The sequence below is a fragment of the Brevibacillus parabrevis genome (assembly GCF_022701015.1).
Lineage (GTDB): Bacteria > Bacillota > Bacilli > Brevibacillales > Brevibacillaceae > Brevibacillus > Brevibacillus parabrevis.
In genome coordinates this window covers 4694877-4713013 of sequence record NZ_CP064090.1, presented here as the reverse complement: position 1 = coordinate 4713013, position 18137 = coordinate 4694877, and the positions used below count along the sequence as shown (strand labels likewise).

Genomic DNA, 18137 nt, shown 5'->3' with positions numbered 1-18137 from the left:
AATAGCTATATTTTCCAACAATTAAGGAGTGAGGTGAGATTGGCCCGAAAATATGAGATGGCAATGAGAGTGAGTGGTAAGAGGCAAACACATTATTATTAATTAGGAGGGACCGTGTGTCAGACCATCAACAAAAAATCGAAGATATGATGCAGGAGTTGATACTTGCTCGAGGGAATGCTGCTGTCCAAGTGAAAAAAATACATTCTCAACTGGAATCTGGCGAGATACTGTCAGAGGGAGTGCATGAAGCTGTAAATAAATCGTTAGCTTCAGTGTTTCAACTGCAGAATGATATTTTCAGCGTTATCCCATCAAAATATGGTAAGCCATCTACCCTGAATGAATTAAGAGATATCGCGGACGATATCGAACGTACCTCCCATCTTTTGGAGAGGGTAGAGCGGGTGCGTCAGTCTATTGAGGCATTTATTCGTCTGCAATGTTCGGATGACGGGGTTGCCTATGAATTTGTGCAGCAGCAATCCAAAGCGGAGAGTCTGCTTCAACAGCTGTCGGGTGAAGAACTGGCGGAAGCTGGGCAAATCTATGAGAGAGTTGTTCAATTTATATGTAATCCAGCCGATTCTGATAATCATGTAGAGATGTACAATCAGATTACAAAATCAATCGGGGTAGCCACTAGGTATGCACTGGAACAGGGATGGCTCTTTTGGCCAGATGTTACAAGCGCTGCTCTGGTAGAGCGTACTGTTGAAGTGGGGGAAGAAATTAAAGTTTTGGAGGAAGGTCCAGTCATAACCGGCCATTCTACTGAGACAATGATTGATGAGGAAAACTTGGAGGTTTCCCCAGAGGGGATGATCGATCACAAGGATTGTCCAACATCAGATAGCATAGGAGTATATGGAGAGAGTTCTAAAAGTGAAAGCGAATTGTCAGTAACCGACCTTAGGAACTCTCTTGCCTATTGTGAACAAGCGACAACAGCTCCCCCGATCGTTGATGAATTTGCCGGAATTCCGGACAGTTTGCTTGATTTTTCGATAGTCAAGTATGACTGCACTAGTAAGAAGAAAAATATCGACAGTTTTTCCTCAAATAAATTTGAAGGAGAATTGAAACAAGCATCAGTAATACCGCACTTGGCAGCTTTTATTATGTCCTATTTGTATAATAATGGGGCTATAGCCGACAGCCAGCTTGAAAAATTAATGGCAAATCCTATGCGGGGAAATGCCCGTACATCTGGTGATCCAGAAGAAATTATGCGAAACACCATTCGGAAGCTGGGGCAGAAAGGCTATGTGGTTGAGCATGTCATAGAGTTGGCGGAACGATCCGATGTTTTCTATACGCTCAGCGCGTATGGAGCAGTGGCATTCCAAAAAGACTCCAGCAGACGGCTTTTGCAGACACGTTCACAAATGAAGCTCTTGAGCGAAACGGAAGAAGCCCAAACAGAGTTGTATAGCGACAAGATGGCTACAGATCTTTTCCGGCTTAAACATATCAATCAAGCGTTGCAAGTGCTGAATAATCATGTGCCCAAGCGTTTGTCGATGTCACGGGTAACCATAAAGCCTTTTCCACATCGGGAAGTTTCCGATAAAAAGACCGGAAACCGTTATTTGATCATTCCTGGTATTCTTGATGCAAGGGATCCGCAGGCAGATCTTGGCCTTGTGATGGAGTTGGCAAATAACAAGGATAATTGCATTCCTCTCGTCGCAGTTGGTTCGATGGACGAAGGGTGTTACTGGGTTAAATGGCTGTCTTCCACAGGACGGCAAGCATACTTTTTGTTTGTAGAAGACCAGCTTCCTATTATCGGAGACGGGGAAGGTTCGGATCATTTGTCTGTATTGTTCGATCTGTCGGAAACGAATGCCAATAACAGTGTGGCAGAGGAGCCAACGGTAGCAGGAACCGTGATTCATGAAGCTTTGCACGCAAATAGTCAAACGCCGGCAATGGATCAGGAACGCTCGGGCTCGCAGGCAGATGCGTCAGTTTTAGCCGGAAATAAAAAAGAAAATTCGTACGCAGTAGTTGAAATAGGGCAAACTCAACAGTCCGATCAGCAAAAATCAGAATCATTCGTTTCGATAAGCGCAGAAGATCTTAAGCATGTTGTAGAAAGTTCTCTGAATATGCTTGCGGAAGGAAATCGGGCGGAAGGGATGTTGCTGTTGCACGCAGCGGCCGGGCTATCCAAAGACGTCCAGATTTTGCGTGACAAAATTTCATTCATTCTCAATGATCCGCTCTGCCGTGATGAGGACTGGCATACGCTTGCCGATATGCCAATCACGCTTCCGTTCAACAATTTCGAGATGCTTGATGACTGCGTCAAAGCAGCTATGTGGTTGAAAATTTTTTTTGATCCCAAAGATCCAAACGACTATCGCTTGAATAATCGGTGGAAGCAAATTAACAGTGACTTGTCGAGTGACGTCCTGGAAACTTTTCCGGGCATCAAGCAACTCATTAGTTACTTCTGGATGTTTATTGAACGGCATAATATCGGCATCAAGTATTGCGTGTCATCTGATGTTCGCGACCAACTCGATGTTCACTTGGCATTGAAACAGGTAGAAGAGCGCATTAAAGAGACAATCGAAACGGTTTTCCCCCGCAATACTATGACTTCAATTAACCATCCGAAGATTAAGGAGATGGCCGTTGAACTGTATGGTAACAGTGGCGTCATTACTCACTTTTTGCAACGTGCGTTCGAAATGCAGCTGGAGCAGCTGCGCGACGTATGCCAATTGTTTACCGAGACAGATCTGTCTACCGATCCGGGAGGCCTTAATCTTCAGCCGACTCACGTAAAACTGGAGCAATACCTTGACAAATATTGGGCTGGAATGGTCAATTGGTCCAGCAATGATAAGAGTGACAGGCTCATTGGGACTTATCGAAAAAAGATGATAAATTGGTTGCATGAAGCGACAGAGCCACTTTTGCGGTGCTATGCTTGCCGCTATGCCCTGTCTTCGATGAGTGGGTCAACCTATATTCCTCCAGAGACGGCAAGCAAAGCGCGTAAAAAATCGCAAGAACTGGTTCTTGAAGCGATGCGGCAGTTGGATGAACAAGCGATTTTATTGGATAAGGTAGGCCATAACCTGCTTCTTGACTCAATTCACAATTTGCAATCTGTCTTTGGAGACACAGGTGATGATCGTAAACACCCCTTTTATGAGTCATTGTTGCTCTCAGGAGAAATTGAGCTGGATTCTGACTATCTTCCTATCAAAGATGAGCAATGGCTCCAGTCGCACCAACCAGTTGCCGGGTATACCCTTTGGGAACGTGTGCTACGTCATTGCAGCAAGAAGTTCGAATCCTGGGAAGAAGCGGCTGACCAGGCGTTGCGCAACTACGACATGGGAATGTACGATTTGATTGCCAAGCGCTCTGGGGAATGGCTGGCTGATACGACGGTTAGCGAGATACGCCGCAAGGCACCTCAGCAGCTCGTGAAATATAATGATGATTTCAGAGCTGAGGTGGAACTCGCTCAAAATTATGGTCAAATGGCAAGCAATGACGAAATGTATGGCTATATCAAGTTGGCAGAAGCTGCAAAAAAACATGCGGAGAAAACGCTCAATGTCGGGTTTTTCAAACGTCTGCTTGAACACTGCCGCGCACAAATTGTGAGAGGTTCTGACACTCGCATGGAAGCAACCCGCAGCCGTTTGGATGCGTTGAAAGAGGATACACTTCTGAATGCGGATCGAGATGATCAGGCAGGCGACGAGGATGTGCTCCGGCAGTGGCCAATTCTCGATAAAATTGAACAAGCTCTCGAAAGACGCAATATGACAGTTGCCGAAGACTACATCCAGTTAGCTGCTAGCGGCCAAAAAGATACGCCGTCGCTTCAAATGCTTGACAGTGACTTGTACATGTTATTTCTTGAGCGATATCAGGTACTTTTTCAAGGATGCAACACTAATAAAAGTGCGGATCTGTATCGCGTATACAACCAATTTGTTCGTAATATGCTGTATCCGAATCAGCAAAATCGCAACACGCATAGTGCAGAGAGTTTTATCCGACAATGGTACAAGTTTCAACCACATCAAATAAGCGAGTTCATGGAACAACTGTTGTTTCACAAGGTGGAGAAAGTTGTGAAACAACGAGAGAATGAATTTTATGTTTTCCCGGCTGCCCGTGATGCTCTACTAGGTCAGTATCCTCATCCGTTCAAGGAGTTTGGCACCGAGGCTGTGCAAAAAGGAGTTCGCGTGCTGGCAATGGCCGGAGTTCGGACGGCTGACAACTTGCTGGATGAAGTGACACAGCGTGGCGCGGGCAATGGAGCGGCAACTATCGTTGTACTTGACTATGCGCTCTCGTTGGCTGACAGAAAGCTGTTAGCCAAGTCAATCAAATTGCGATCAATTCCAGAAATAATTGTTGTCATTGACAGGGTTATGGCACTGTTTTTGGCAGGATACAGTCAAATCGCTCGGGGCGATGCATTTCTTACGATTGCCTTGCCATCAAGCAAGATTCAGCCATATATCCCAGTTGGCGGGATTCCGCCAGAAATGTTTATTGGTCGAACTGATGAGATGGAAAAAATCAGAAGCATGAATGGTCCGGTATTTGTCTATGGTGGACGGCAACTTGGTAAAACGGCATTGCTTAGAGAATCAAAAAATCGGGAACACGATCCTGAAAAAGCTCGGTATGCAGTCTTCGTCGATTTACGGGAGAAGAATACAGATGCATCACTTCGTGCCATATGTGAAGAGTTGGTAATGGAAAAGGTATTGGCTCAGCCATGCTACACCTGGGATGAGTTGCGAATAGCACTGCGTGAAAGGCTTTTTGCCAAGGAGCGTCCCATTCAGAAATTAATGCTGTTGCTTGACGAAGCAGATGCGTTTCTTGCAAGCTGCGAGAGTTGCCAAAATCGGCCGCTCGAAATACTGAAGGAACTGAAAGATACATTCAATGGACAATTCAAATTTGTTCTTGCGGGACTCCGGGATGTTGTCCGATTCAACAAGCGACGGCTTGGCGGCAACAGCGTACTTGCGCATTTGGGCCACATCACAATCCGACCATTGGAATATCTGGATGCTCGTGACTTGCTGCTTCGTCCGTTGCAATACCTCGGATTTCGGATTGAAGAAAATGGCGAGGACATCATCAGCCTTATTCTTGCGAAGACAAACTACTATCCGGGTCTGATTCATCTTTATTGCCAAAAACTGATCGAAGCAATAACTGACAGCTATCGCAACGGCAATTATAATGAAAACTCCAATCCGCCCTATTTGCTTGATGAGAAGCATATCAAGACATTGCTCGGACAAAGAGAACTTCTCACAGAGATTGAAAATAAGTTTCGGATTACATTGCAGCTTGATACTGATAATTTGTATGACATTTTGGCGAAGGCGATGGCCTACCGTTATTATGAGGCTGGAATTGGCCAGAGTTCATCCGCGCAGGACATCATCAAAATTTGCAGAGAGTTCAATATCAACAAGATAGCGAGCTTGTCGGAAGATAGTGTCAAGGCACTGCTGGAGGAAATGGATGAACTGAACATCATCCGCAGGGAGACGCGTGGTTCAGATAGTTATGTTTTTAATCGTTACAGCTTCTTCCAGATGCTCGGCAGCAGTGAAGACGAGCTGTTTTATCAGCTTTACGAATTGGGAGAGTATTAACATGGAAAAACCATCGCTTTGGTGGAATTATATGTCTGGTGCTGCACGGTATCTTCAGGATACCGTGGCGGCCACCAGTAACTATCGCGTTATAGTGCTTGAAGAGCCACCTTACAAGGAGGACTTTTTTCATCTGCTCAAGGAAAGGCTGCTGCAATGTGACAGCAGTCTCCAAATCGGACAAATTCGGGCGGACGAATGGGCGCAAGATATGGATGTCGGAGAGGCACTAATGAATGATTACGCACATCAGGTTGAATATCATCCTATGGATGGAACTCGATCTGAATATATTGCAAAAAATGATTTGCTTTCAGGTCGCGTACTGATGGTGCGAGAGATGAATTGCCGAACAAAATGGATTGATTTTGCAATTGAATATGCAAAGTTTAGCTCACAGCGGAATGGTCTGCTTGTCTTGACATACAGTGTCACCTCTCCATTGCCAACCGCCCGCAAAGGGATGAAATTGTTGCAATGGAGCGACTACGTGGCACATTATGATATGCAACTGTTCGCTTCCTATTGCATTGCTGAAAGACCCGGACTTACTGTAGGGCTACGCAACTATATTACGCAGATCGCCTCAAGAATGGCCGGAACTGATCCAGAGCTGTGCAGCAAATTAACTGTTGAAGGGGTGGTGAATAATGCTTTTGAGTTACTGCGCGAGCTGGCTTCTGATTATGAGACGGCGAGAGATCTTGTAGATAATCCAGAGAAGGTGTCCTCTATAATTTGGGAGGCGCAGATTCATGTTGTCTTTCCAATTATTGAGGAAATGCGTCGCTACTTTATTAAACGTTACAGTGATGAGTTGCAAGGCGAGTTGCCGCAACGAGACAATTTTGAGAAATTACTTGAACTCCCGCAAGATATGGAGCTGCGTCATATGTGGTACTATTACTTTAAAACTAATGGCTTCCACAATTCAAATGATGAGCGCTCCTTTCGATTGCTATATGAGGCACGCAATCAATTAGCACATTTGGATCTACTAAATAGCAAAATGATAGTAGATATCCTTTCACTGCAATATGATTAATGTGCATTAATTTCTAGCCCCCTTTTTACCGAGAACAATTGCTTGCCAGGCATTTTCGTAAAAAGGGGGATTTTATGTTTTGATTTGCTTTGCAGCTATCGACTTTTGAAATGATCGCATCATGTATTTCCCTGATTTTCCTTTTTTATTTTTTGATCTTTAACACTATGCATTTCTTTGTGAATTATTAGGAATGTTTACTGTGTCTAAAGAAAGTGAGTCTTTGGTTTTGGTGCAGTAGAGGACTTATATCTTCATAATTTGCTAAAGAGTAAAGAGGCTACTGGCATTGACCACTTGAAAACTTGATGAAGGCCTGAGCTAGTAAGTGGAAGGAGCGGCAAGCTGTTTGGCAAATTGGCACGCGAGCGAAGTCTGTTCATGTTGTCAAAATATGTCCATAATTTTCATAATGTGATATGATGAGCGGGCGATCATTTTTATGATAATGCCAAAAATGAAAAAGGAGATAAACACCAAGTGAAAGACAAACGAATTACGACAGACAGACTTTTGTTAACACCGTTTACCAAAAGCAGTGCGGAGTAGATCTTGCTAGGAAACTTCGATGAGCTTCTAGCAGACGGCTATCGTCTGGGAGATGGCTGGCCGGATGAAGATGCAATCGAAACCTTGCCAAAGATCATTAAAAATCTGGAGCTTGTCGGCGAACCAACAGGTTTTGAATCATGGATGATCGTAAAACAAGACGGCAACACCATTATCGGAGATGCTGGTTTTAAGGGAAGACCAAATGATCAGGGCGAAGTCGATATCGGCTATGGGATTATTGGAAATGAACGCAAGAAAGGCTTTGCGGTGGAAGCTGCCAGAGGGTTGGTTCATTGGGCATTTTCCTAACCAGAGGTAAAGGCGATCGCGGCCAGATGCCGCATAGATAATGCTGACTCTGCGAAAATTTTGGGGAAACTGAATTTTCAAGAGAAGTTGAGAGACGAAGAAATGATTGGTTGGTCGTTGACGAGAGAGGATGTGGAGATTGTTTCGGAGTAGAGGATTCCTTCTATTAACGCTGCATGCGCCCTTTTGTCTGCCAGAGGCATCTTTCAGCAAGACAATTCAGGCGGCCCCCTGCGAGGCGAAATATTGACGATCCCAGTTGCTACGCTCTATCAATGAAGCTATTTCCCCAAAAAACAGCACATCCACGCCATTAAAACCAAGTAATTCTATGTGAAATATTGGTTCTGATAGATGCATCAGATGGAGGCTGGCTCTGTGATCGGTATTGGTTGAAGTCTGTTCAGCAAAAAAGCTCTGAAAGGATGAGATTTGGGATGAATATGACAACCCCATTGGTGCTAACTGGTGTCAATGTAACGCTGGCTCCTCTGGAACTGAGGCATGCCGAGGATTTGTATGAGGCAGGTCGGTTCCCGGATATATGGGGGCTGACACAAGGGCGAATCCAGTCACTGGAAGACGCAAAAGAGTATGTCTCGAAAGCTTTGGAACAAAAGAATGCCTTTCCGTTTGTTATCGTCGAACAAAAGACGCAAAAGGCAGTAGGCAGCACCAGATTTTACGATATCTCTATTCCAAACAAAAGCCTGGAGATTGGCTCGACCTGGCTGACTCCTGCGATGTGGAGGACTTCCATCAATACGGAAGCCAAATACTTGCTGTTAAAATATTGCTTTGAAACGGCGGGAGCCATTCGAGTTCAACTGAAAACGGACAGTCGGAATGTCAGGTCCCAAAAAGCAATTGAGCGGCTTGGCGCAGTCAAAGAGGGCGTTTTGCGAAACCATATGATTTTGCCTGACGGGTATGTAAGAGACACGATTTACTACAGCATACTCGACAGGGAGTGGCCAGCCGTCAAGGCGCGGCTTGAGGGATTTTTAAAGTCATACATTGATTAGTACATGCAGTTGCTTTTCGCTTTTCGTGTAACGAACAGACTTGGTTTGTTTAGGAAAAGCGATGTCAGTGTAAGGACAATCGAGCATTCATGCTGGCGACCTGCAATAGGAAAAGCCCAGCGATATAAAGGCGTAGAGAGAGTTTTCCTGGTGCAAACGGGGGGACTCTTTTTTGTATGGGATGTGGAATATGGCCTAGCCTGGTAAATGAGTCGGCAACGCCTATTGATGATGTCGAAGTTTCTGACCGGGTGGGTTGCACGAAACAAGTATGAACAACAAACCTTTGCCAAATTCATTTCCAACATTCAGGTGAAGGTAGACTCAGCACGAATGTTCCTTAATAATGGAAATATCAGACAACCGAGAGTCTGCTTTTAGGCGATGAGCATGTAGCAGCAATGTACTGCAATGGCAAAAAAGTGCGAGGAGGCAAACCCGTGGGCAGATCGTTCGCAAATTTGCATATCAAGTCGGGAAGTTTTGAGAAGGCTGTCGAGACGCTAAAAAAGCTAAGCGAAGAGCGCGCCGAGGTATTAGGTTATTCATCTACGCAAAATGAAGCGGCTGCGGATGTTTCAGAGCGGTCTGTTGGCGAATGGAAAAGTAATCAGCCAGACACGGAGGCGCAAAAGCCCAAAGTTGTCATGCACATAAGCAAAAGCAACGACAACTGGATCAGCGTGCTCCACGATTATTTTGTCTGGGGCACGGTGAAGAAGATCGGCAAAGCGCTGTCCCAGCTGATCGAGGAACCAGTAATGACCGCCGGATACATCAATGAGGAAATATTCGAGTTGTCGTTTTACGAGAACGGAGAGATTCAAGCGGAAAAAATCTTTTGTGAACCGTGGACGCGGGACGAGTACGGGCTGAAAGAAGAGCGTCTTCATGATGACTACATGCGAGAAGCGTTGGGGATGCGTGTGGAGGATTTTGATTCGTTCATCAAGCTGACAAGTCCGGAACAGGCCGCAGACAAGCTGTCGCAACTCACAGGGATACCGATCTGGAGTGATTCGGAGTGGCTGCCGTACGAAGAGAAGCTCAGAGATCAGTTTGGGCAATATGAATTTCGGATCGAAAATGCATGAGTGGTATATGGAAAATGAAGAAGTTAAAACAAATGTTGAAAGATATAAAAATAATAGATTTTCTAAGGTAATTCATGAAATACGCGTAACACCGTTTTTACATTGCAACGTAGGCTATACAGATCAAGCGTTAGATGAAAAAGAGGGGCATTCTCCCTCTTTTTCGTTGCCCAAGCTCTCAATGACCTGAACCATTTTAATTAAAGAAATAGATATATCCCACCTGGAATTTTCCACATGTTGCTCCCCCCAACAAATTCCCTTATAATACCGATGTGTTTTCCCGATAATCATTCTCATAAAAATTAAACAAATCAACGCTGTTCATTTCACGCAAAACAGGCAGGGGTGCTCGGATGAAGGAAGAGGAAAAGAAGAAAATCCATGGTTGGTTCGCGCATTGGACGCATGCGGCTGTTCAGGTGATCGACGTTCGGCATTTTGTGTTGCAGGCGCAAGAGTCGTGGAACAGCTACCGGCTTCCGGCCTCCAGTTATTTATACGCTTGCAAAGGACAGGCCACGGTGCGGCTGGATGGACGCGAATATGCGGCGGATCGCTTTTTGTTGCTTCACGGCGGCAAAGGAATGGTGCTCGACGTGAAGCTGACGGATGAGCTGTTCGTTTTTTATTTGATCTTGTACAAAGCCAAAATGATGCTGCCGCGCTCCGCCAACCATGCTCTGTTGAGCGATGGGGGCGGCGAGCCGTTTCATCTGCCGTATGCGCTCGTGCCGCATGAGCCGACCAAATTGTATCATCTCGTCGCGACGATGGCCCGCGAATGGGCAGCACAGGAGCGGCTTCGGGCAAAAGGCACGTTTTTGCAATTCGTCCATGAGGTCATGCAGCAACTGCTGCGGCACGGGTTTCAACAAGAACAAGAGCCGCTCGCCAAACAGGTCGTCCGCTATTTGGAGGAGCATTATACCGAGAGAATTTCGCTGGAGAGCCTCGCGGAGCATTTTTGCTACAGTGCCAGATATTTGACTCGACTCGTCAAGGAAGAGACGGGCCACAGCCCGATCGACTATGTGATCTCGCTACGGATGGAAAAGGCGAAGGAGCTGCTTTCCCAAACAGATGCGACGATGCAAGAGGTGGCGGCTTCTGTCGGGTACCACGACGTGCTCTATTTCAGTCGGCTGTTCAAAAAGCATACGGGCATGACACCCACCAGCTTTTCCGGACATGCCCCAGGTCCAGATCGTCTATATGGAAAGCCCGGATTGTGTATTGTGGACGCGCATAGGGAAAGCTATAGTGTTAACGATAATCGTTATCAGCGAAGCTTTGGGGGGATCATCCACATGAACAAAAAATCGACGCGCCACATGGCAACTCTTTTCATGGTCAGTCTAGCACTGTTCGTGAGCGCGTGCTCCGGTACAGCCAGCCCGACACCACAGACAGGGAGCGTGCAGGAGCAAACTGGCGCGACACAGCGCGAGTTGACCGATGGCATGGGCAACAAGGTTACGGTGCCGTCACATCCACAGCGCATTATTGCGACCTACCTGGAAGATCATCTGGTGGCACTCGGAGTCAAGCCGGTTGCCCAATGGTCGGTAGGGAAGGGCGATGTTCAAGGATATTTGCAAAAAGACTTGGCCGGTATTCCGGCAATCCCGCATGATTTGCCGCCAGAAGTGGTCATGAGCTACAACCCGGATCTGATCATCATGGACAATGAAGACCTCGTAGCGGGAGACAAGTACAGCCAGTACGCCAAAATATCGCCGACATATACGATCGGAAAAGAGAAAAACAGCGATTGGCGCAAAGAGCTGCTGGTTGTGGGGGAAGTCCTGAACAAGAGCGAAGAGGCGAAAAAAGTGCTCGCGGACTACGATGCCTACGTTGCGGAATCGAAACAAAAGCTCAAGCAGGCGATCGGCGACAAAACGGCTGCGGCCTTGTGGGTGACAGCCAAAAACATTTATGTAGCGCGCCAAGATTTGTCCAGTGGCGATGTGCTGTATAAAGACCTCGGGTTTACGGTGCCAGCCGTCGTCCAGGAGATTTCCAAATCCGGCGACGCGAACTGGAACGCTCTGTCTCAAGAGAAGCTGGCTCAGATGGATGCGGACTACTTGTTCATCGTAAACAGCAAAGGCGCTTCCAAGGATGAATTTTTGAAGGAGCCGGTTTGGGCGAACATCCCTGCCGTTCAAAAAGGGCAGGTCTACGATTTCTCCACAGAGTCCAGCTGGCTGTACACGGGAGTTATCGCCAATCGGCAAATGATCGAGAACGTGCTGGAAAATGTGGTGAAGTAAGCCAGTTCAAAACCCAAACCTTTTGCACGCGGCAGGCGAGCGGGGGTTTGGGTTTTTTTGTTGTAAGGTGGACGCAGGTCAAAAATGGACGAGGCTTCATCAACTGTCAACTGGGGCGGGGAACGCTCATGGCTTGGAACCTGATCGACGTTTTGCCGCAAGCGGAGCTTTTTGACGGATGGACCGCCGAACAGACAAAGCAGCAGGAAAAGTTTCATGCCTTTCATGACAAAAGACAACGAGGTTGTCGTTGTCTTTTTCTGAGCATACATTTCGCCATTTTCATAAAAAAACAGGTGAGCAGTTGCGGTCGCCCAAATGAACATGGGCTTGTTACTGCCATTTACGCTTATGAGCTTCCCGTTTTAGCGATCGGGCTTCCCGCCACCCCGCCTAGCCTTCACATGCTTCAACTCCGCTACGATGATGAAGCTGACGATCACGAGCAAAAACCACGAGCTGATTTTGCTCAGATGGACCAGCTCCCAGCCGGAGCGCTGGTTCGGGTACGCCCAGGCGCCGAAAAACGTGGCGATGTTTTCTGCGATCCAGATGAAAAAGCCGATCAGAAAGTAGCCGAGCGGGACGGGCATGGAAAAACGCTCATGGGTGACGCGGAAGTAGACCTTCGAGCGCCAGAACACGACGAACATGAGCACCATCAGCACCCAGCGAAGATCCCAGATGTAATGATGGGTGAAAAAATTCAAGTAGATCGCCGCACCGAGCGAAGTGACCAAAAACGGCCGCGGCCAGTTTGTCAGACTGACGTCCAGCCGTCGCCACGCCTGGCACAAATAGCTCGCCACGCTCGCGTACATGAATCCGCTGTAGAGCGGGACGCCAAACACTTTGCTGTACCCTTCTTCCGGATAGCTCCACGAGCCCATGTGCACTTTGTAAATTTCCAGGCACAGTCCGATCAGGTGAAAAACCGTGATGACCTTCAACTCGTCCCGCGACTCCAGTCTGCTTTTGACCATGAACACCTGGAAGGCCAGACAGAGCAGCAAAAGCAGGTCGTATCTGGGCAGGCCAGGGATGGCGACGAACTTGGAGATCGCGAGCGAGGCGAAGATGAACACGGGAAACAGACAAGACATGGCCTCCTGGTATCCGAAGTGGAGCAGGAGGCGGATAAATCGGATCATGATGTGACTCCTTCGGCAGTTGTAGCGTCTTTGGCGACAGGCAGATCGTTGGAACGCCCGTCGCTCCAGCTTCTTATTCTCCCATGAAACCAAATGCTTGAATAGTACCTAAACAAACATGCGGGGATGATCGTGCGGGCGCAATGCGAATTGCGAATGTCAGAGGAACGATAGAAGCGAACCCCCCACTCTTTTTGACGCGCGGGCTGAAGGCCAATGTGCGCTTTGTTGATTAATCACAGAACCTCAAGCTTATCCCCTTGTATGATGCGCGGCATCCCTTCGCGAACAAAATGCGATCCCTAACCCGGGAATCAGCACGCGTATAGCCCACCTCCTTTAAACCTTCAATCAATGTTTAAACTTCGCGACGGATGTTGCTTGTAGCGCAAGGCTGACTTCCGCAAAACCTTACCATTTGCATAAATATAGTACGATTAAGGAGGTCAATTGATTTCACTTAGCACAGTATTTCTTTGGGCGTGGAGGGTGGTAGCGTGTCAGCCAATCGGGAGAGCGTAACAATTCCTATTTTCCCTTGCAGATCGATAGACGAACAGTTGGAGTTTTATCAGGCGCTAGGTTTTGAACTGACTTACAGGCAAGCCAAGCCAAACTTATACGCTTGCGTCCGTCACCGGATTGTGGAATTGCATTTTTTTGTCTGGAAGCAATTGGACCCATCCAACTCGTACAGCATGTGCTATGTACACGTCCGCGATGTGGATGCCGTGCACAAAGAGTTTTGTGAAAACTTGAAAAATGCGTATGGCAAGGTTCCTTCCAGAGGTTTTCCGAGAATTACCAAACCGAATAATCTCGTGGAAGACCGCCGATTTAACCTCATCGACCCTGCCGGAAACCGCTTGTTAATCGGTCAGAAGCATGCATCTGCCGCGCCAGTCCAAACTGAGCAAACCGTGATGGTGCAACCGTCCAGGTTTGCCAATGCGTTCGAAACGGCATATCGATTGGCGTATGCCAAAGACGAACCCGCAGAGGCGGCCAAGGTACTGGATCTTGTATTTTCAAAAGCAGAAGAAGCTTCGGCAAGCCTGCGCTACAAAGCTTATGTGCTGCGAGCCGATATCGCGGCCTCAATGGACGAGATAAATCACGCGCTGGTTTTGATGCAGGAGGCAGAGCAATTATCGTTGTCTGGCCAAGAGCGGGAAGAGGTGGTGGAGGCAACCAAAAGGTTGGTTGAACTGAAAGGGGCTTTCGGGCGCGGTCATTCTTGACGGGGATAGGACCAGTGCAATTGTAGCTCCCGCGGACTTCATTTTCCAGAGAAAAAACCAGCGTGCTACGGTCGAACACCGTCTCACGCTGGTTGCTCAGGCAATCCATATTAACAGGAGTTACGGTTACTGCTTTGCATTTTCTACTCAGAATCGCCGTCTTCATCTAAAACTTCTGGGTAATAGCGCTTGATGACATCACTAGCTGAAGTCTCTTGACCAACATGGATAAATCTTGAATAAATTTCAGTTCCAATCGTGATTTTATCATCATTTAGCTCAAATGCATACAGCTGTCTTACAAACTGATGCTTAACTGTTTCACCAAAGCTATTCAAAGACTCATGTTCAGCCTTTTTGGCAAACTTTTCCGCAATTTCAATGGCCTTTTCCATATTCGTATCTTTTGCGAGAATAATACTTTCTTCAAAAAGTTTCATGTTGTTCTCAGCATTGACTTCATTTTTTGGCTGATCGGAACCTCCAGAGTGAACCGATTCAAATAAGACTTTGACTGCATACCATTTTGTTTGGGGCGGTTTAGAATTTGTCTCCATAATTTCACCCTTACACCTTTAATTTTTGCTGAATCTCCTGTTTTAGCATCTGCCTCCAAAACGCCAAAAAAAGCCGTAACAGGTCGCATACCGCTAACCTGTTACAGCCCTACTATCGCGTCTAACTGTCTTCCTAGTAAAACTCTTACTCTTCCCCCGTAGCAACCGGATTATCGCTGTACGAAACCCAGTCGCTCCAGCTTCCTGCGTACAGTTTCGCATCTGTGCGGCCAGCATGGTGCAGGGCGAGCAGGTTGGAGCAAGCGGTCACGCCTGAGCCGCAGTAGACGATGATTTCTTGTTCGGCGAAGCCGGCGATGCGGTTGCGAAGCTGCTCGGCTGGCAGCATGGTCATGTCTGCTTGGAGGTTGTCCTTGTAAAAAAAGTGGCGGGCGCCAGGGATATGTCCTGCTTTCGGATCGAGCGGCTCTTGCTCGCCGCGATAGCGTTCGCCTGCGCGGGAGTCGAGCAGCACCGCTCCCGGCTTGCGATTTTTTACGCCTTCGACGCTGACCAGCATGTCCGGGCGCAATTGCGGGACGAAAGTACGTGCTTGCGGCGTCGGCACTTCCGCTGTCACTTCGTAGCCAGCTTTTTTCCAGGCTGCGTATCCGCCATCGAGCACAGCGACACGATCGTGACCGAGGTAGCGCAATAGCCACCAAAGGCGTCCCGCCATCGCCATTTCTTGGTCGTCGTAAGCAATGACGGTTGTGTGCTCATCGATTCCAGCCTGGGAAAAGAGCGCGGCGAGGGCAGCCGGATCAGGAAGAGGATGGCGTCCGCCGTGTTCCTGTTTCGGGCCGGACAAGTCGCGATTCAGATGAAAATAGAGCGCTCCCGGGATGTGGTCTGTTGCGTACTCTTCGGCTCCTTGTTCGGAAGCGGAAAGGGCAAAGCGGCAATCGGCGATAACAATTCGTTCGTCGTTCCTATGATCGCGGAGCCATTGTGGCGTGACAAGTGCTTGCATCGTTCACCCTGCTTTCTGATTTTTCTTCATCATAGCAGATGGCTATCCGATGGGGTACAATATTTCTAAAAAGTGTTGGCAGAGAGGGGCAACGGAATGAAGCGTGTTATCCGCTACTTTTTGGAAGGATTGCTGTACGTCATCCCACTGGCTGTGACGATCTATATTTTGTACTACATTTTTGCGACGGTCGACAGCTGGTTTTACAACCTGGCCCGCAACAATTTCCCTCTGCACTTCCCGGGCATAGGCGTGCTGATCACGATTGTGGGGATTACGGTTGTCGGATTTCTCGCGTCGAATGTGCTGACTCGCGGGGTGCTGTCCATCGTGGACAGACTGTTTGAAAAAGTGCCATTCATCAAGCTGATCTACACCTCGATCAAAGATTTGATCGGCGCCTTTGTCGGGGATAAAAAAAGCTTCGACAAACCTGTCTTGGTCACATTGTCCAAAGACACTGGGGCGAAAGTCATCGGCTTCATCACCAAAGAAAGCATGGATACATACGGGCTTGCCGATCACGTCGCCGTCTACCTTCCGCAGTCGTACAACTTTGCTGGCAATCTGCTGCTTTTTCCAAGCGAGCAAGTACAACCGCTGGACATGGACAGCGCGGACGTCATGGCTTTTCTCGTGTCCGGTGGAGTATCGGGAAAGAAGACGGCTGCCAAGGCGGAAAACGAAGCAGCCGGGCAGGGATAAGGCAGTTTTTCAGCCAAGCATGCGCCGCCTCTATCCAAACAAACATCCGCAGACGCTATGCAGAACGTACAAAGGGCAGCCAGACTTTAGACAAGTCGGGCTGCCCTGATTTTTGGCGAGAGGATCAACTGCTGAAAAAACCGCTGTGGCTGGAGTGTTTGCGACGACGATAGTAGTGATGTCCGTACGACTTGTGACCGAACTTCCACAACGGCCCGCGATGTCGGTAATCGCTGCTGCTGTACTTGCGATAGCCGTGTCCGCCCATTTTCCAGATGAATTTGGCCCCTTTTTTCAGCAGGACGACCACAATAATGATCGCGGCGAGAAACAGCACGAAACCGATCGCCAAAATGGTAAGTATGACTGACATCAACATCGTCTCCTTTTGTCCAACCTGGTTTTCGCGAAAAGTGCGGTAAGCAAGCTTCACGCGTTTTCGCGGGCCGGTTATCCGTATAAGTTATGTTACGGACGGGAAGACAAGAAGTTTCAAGCGAAGAGAACGAGCCTTCGGGCATGAGCGTGCAAGCTGTTTAGCCCTCCGCGTTCAAATATTTTTCGTACGGCGTGTAGTCAATCTGCTTGGATTGCAAATGGGCGATGAGCCATTTGTGGTCGCGTTTGGGGGTAGCCACGATATAGCCTTTGACGATCAGGTCGGTGGTGATTACAGTCGCCTTCTCTTCAAGGGCGATCTGCCCGATTTTGGCTGCGATCGAACGTCTGGCTACATCACGGAACAACTGCGGAACCGGGTCGACCAGTTCGTTGAGAAGCACCAGGCCGTCTTCCGTCCACATTGCGCGCGTTTTGTCGATGTAATAGTCCTGCCAGTCGAGATCGGACTTGCCGTCCTTTTTGGGCATGGACTTGAGGAACTTGCGAAACATGAAGTAGCCGCCAATCCCCATCAGTCCTACAAGCACAATCGTCCAGCCAACAATGAACAGGGAAAACCCTGTAGACATTTCATTCATTTGCGAACACCTCGTAACCGTAATCCATAAAAAAGCCTATATAGGTAAAGTGTACCTTATTTTCATGTACGCAACAAACTTTTTGTGCTTTTGCCCATCGCGAGGGTTTTCTCTTCCCAAGTACACATACAATTTAGTATGATTAGAATTAATCTTTATTGGGAGTGGACGCTCATGTTCAAGCTTGGACAACGCGTCGTCATTGTTGCCGACTCCTTCGAGCAAGGTTTGCCGATTGGCGAATACGGGTATTTGATCGCGCGCGACCGCAACCCGGACAGTGCGTTTGCATGGGTCATTCGCATACCCAAAATAGATAAGCACATTCCTGTGGTGGAAGAGGACATCGCCCTGGAAGAACAATTGCTGGAGGAGGAAGCGCAGCGCGTCTCGCAGGAAGCCTTGCTTGATTACGCTTTGGCTACCCGCAACGAGGCTCTCTTCAGGCAACTGATGGGCATGTCGGATGCAGATGAGGCAAATGACGAACCAGCGAAGGAATCAATGGAGGATTTTATCCGTAAAGTAAACCTGAAAGCCTGGATATAACCAATCGCGGT

At 47.8% G+C, this 18137-nt stretch carries 15 protein-coding genes; 10 read left to right on the top strand and 5 right to left on the bottom strand.

Annotated features, from left to right (window positions below; all coding sequences use genetic code 11):
* Nucleotides 1–116: 116 nt before the first annotated feature.
* The 7 genes from IRJ17_RS21595 to IRJ17_RS21565 all read left to right on the top strand — a co-directional run bounded on the left by IRJ17_RS21595 (nucleotide 117) and on the right by IRJ17_RS21565 (nucleotide 11970).
* Complete coding sequence (locus IRJ17_RS21595) at nucleotides 117–5666, top strand: AAA family ATPase (RefSeq protein ID WP_242771876.1); 5550 nt, start codon at nucleotides 117–119, stop codon at nucleotides 5664–5666.
* A gap of 1 nt (nucleotide 5667) precedes the next feature.
* On the top strand, nucleotides 5668–6711 hold the full coding sequence (locus IRJ17_RS21590) for a hypothetical protein (RefSeq protein ID WP_242771873.1): 1044 nt from the start codon (nucleotides 5668–5670) through the stop codon (nucleotides 6709–6711).
* Nucleotides 6712–7263: 552 nt separating this feature from the next.
* The gene (locus tag IRJ17_RS21585; protein ID WP_242771870.1) at nucleotides 7264–7572 is read left to right on the top strand and encodes a GNAT family N-acetyltransferase; all 309 of its coding nucleotides are present in this window, start codon (nucleotides 7264–7266) and stop codon (nucleotides 7570–7572) included.
* A gap of 437 nt (nucleotides 7573–8009) precedes the next feature.
* Entirely contained in the window at nucleotides 8010–8597 is a 588-nt protein-coding gene (locus IRJ17_RS21580) for a GNAT family N-acetyltransferase (protein WP_173595645.1), read from the top strand.
* 440 nt (nucleotides 8598–9037) lie between these two features.
* Complete coding sequence (locus IRJ17_RS21575; protein ID WP_242771867.1) at nucleotides 9038–9691, top strand: hypothetical protein; 654 nt, start codon at nucleotides 9038–9040, stop codon at nucleotides 9689–9691.
* A gap of 7 nt (nucleotides 9692–9698) precedes the next feature.
* Nucleotides 9699–9881 (top strand): hypothetical protein, encoded by a 183-nt coding sequence (locus IRJ17_RS21570; protein ID WP_173595647.1) that lies wholly within the window; start codon nucleotides 9699–9701, stop codon nucleotides 9879–9881.
* A 166-nt stretch (nucleotides 9882–10047) separates the two neighbouring features.
* Nucleotides 10048–11970 (top strand): AraC family transcriptional regulator, encoded by a 1923-nt coding sequence (locus tag IRJ17_RS21565; protein ID WP_242771864.1) that lies wholly within the window; start codon nucleotides 10048–10050, stop codon nucleotides 11968–11970.
* Between the two features lie 365 nt (nucleotides 11971–12335).
* On the opposite strand, the gene IRJ17_RS21560 is transcribed toward IRJ17_RS21565, so the two are convergent.
* Nucleotides 12336–13121, bottom strand: coding sequence for a DUF817 domain-containing protein (locus IRJ17_RS21560; protein WP_173595649.1), 786 nt, complete (start codon nucleotides 13119–13121; stop codon nucleotides 12336–12338).
* Between the two features lie 497 nt (nucleotides 13122–13618).
* Here IRJ17_RS21560 and IRJ17_RS21555 point away from each other — a divergent pair, with 497 nt between their 5' ends.
* Complete coding sequence (locus IRJ17_RS21555; RefSeq protein WP_242771861.1) at nucleotides 13619–14362, top strand: bleomycin resistance protein; 744 nt, start codon at nucleotides 13619–13621, stop codon at nucleotides 14360–14362.
* A 143-nt stretch (nucleotides 14363–14505) separates the two neighbouring features.
* Here IRJ17_RS21555 and IRJ17_RS21550 read toward each other — a convergent pair whose 3' ends face one another.
* Both IRJ17_RS21550 and IRJ17_RS21545 read right to left on the bottom strand, forming a co-directional pair.
* Nucleotides 14506–14919 (bottom strand): DUF4288 domain-containing protein, encoded by a 414-nt coding sequence (locus IRJ17_RS21550; protein WP_242771857.1) that lies wholly within the window; start codon nucleotides 14917–14919, stop codon nucleotides 14506–14508.
* A gap of 145 nt (nucleotides 14920–15064) precedes the next feature.
* Entirely contained in the window at nucleotides 15065–15892 is an 828-nt protein-coding gene (locus IRJ17_RS21545) for a sulfurtransferase (protein ID WP_242771854.1), read from the bottom strand.
* Between the two features lie 96 nt (nucleotides 15893–15988).
* Between IRJ17_RS21545 and IRJ17_RS21540 the strand changes: the two genes are divergently transcribed.
* Nucleotides 15989–16597, top strand: a complete 609-nt coding sequence (locus IRJ17_RS21540; RefSeq protein ID WP_122965754.1) for a DUF502 domain-containing protein — start codon at nucleotides 15989–15991, stop codon at nucleotides 16595–16597.
* A gap of 124 nt (nucleotides 16598–16721) precedes the next feature.
* Here IRJ17_RS21540 and IRJ17_RS21535 read toward each other — a convergent pair whose 3' ends face one another.
* Both IRJ17_RS21535 and IRJ17_RS21530 read right to left on the bottom strand, forming a co-directional pair.
* Nucleotides 16722–16970: a hypothetical protein gene (locus IRJ17_RS21535; RefSeq protein WP_173595653.1), complete on the bottom strand. Its 249-nt coding sequence runs from the start codon at nucleotides 16968–16970 to the stop codon at nucleotides 16722–16724.
* 163 nt (nucleotides 16971–17133) lie between these two features.
* Complete coding sequence (locus tag IRJ17_RS21530; RefSeq protein ID WP_122965756.1) at nucleotides 17134–17577, bottom strand: DUF2621 domain-containing protein; 444 nt, start codon at nucleotides 17575–17577, stop codon at nucleotides 17134–17136.
* Between the two features lie 174 nt (nucleotides 17578–17751).
* Here IRJ17_RS21530 and IRJ17_RS21525 point away from each other — a divergent pair, with 174 nt between their 5' ends.
* Complete coding sequence (locus IRJ17_RS21525) at nucleotides 17752–18126, top strand: ATPase (protein ID WP_122965757.1); 375 nt, start codon at nucleotides 17752–17754, stop codon at nucleotides 18124–18126.
* Nucleotides 18127–18137: the final 11 nt, after the last annotated feature.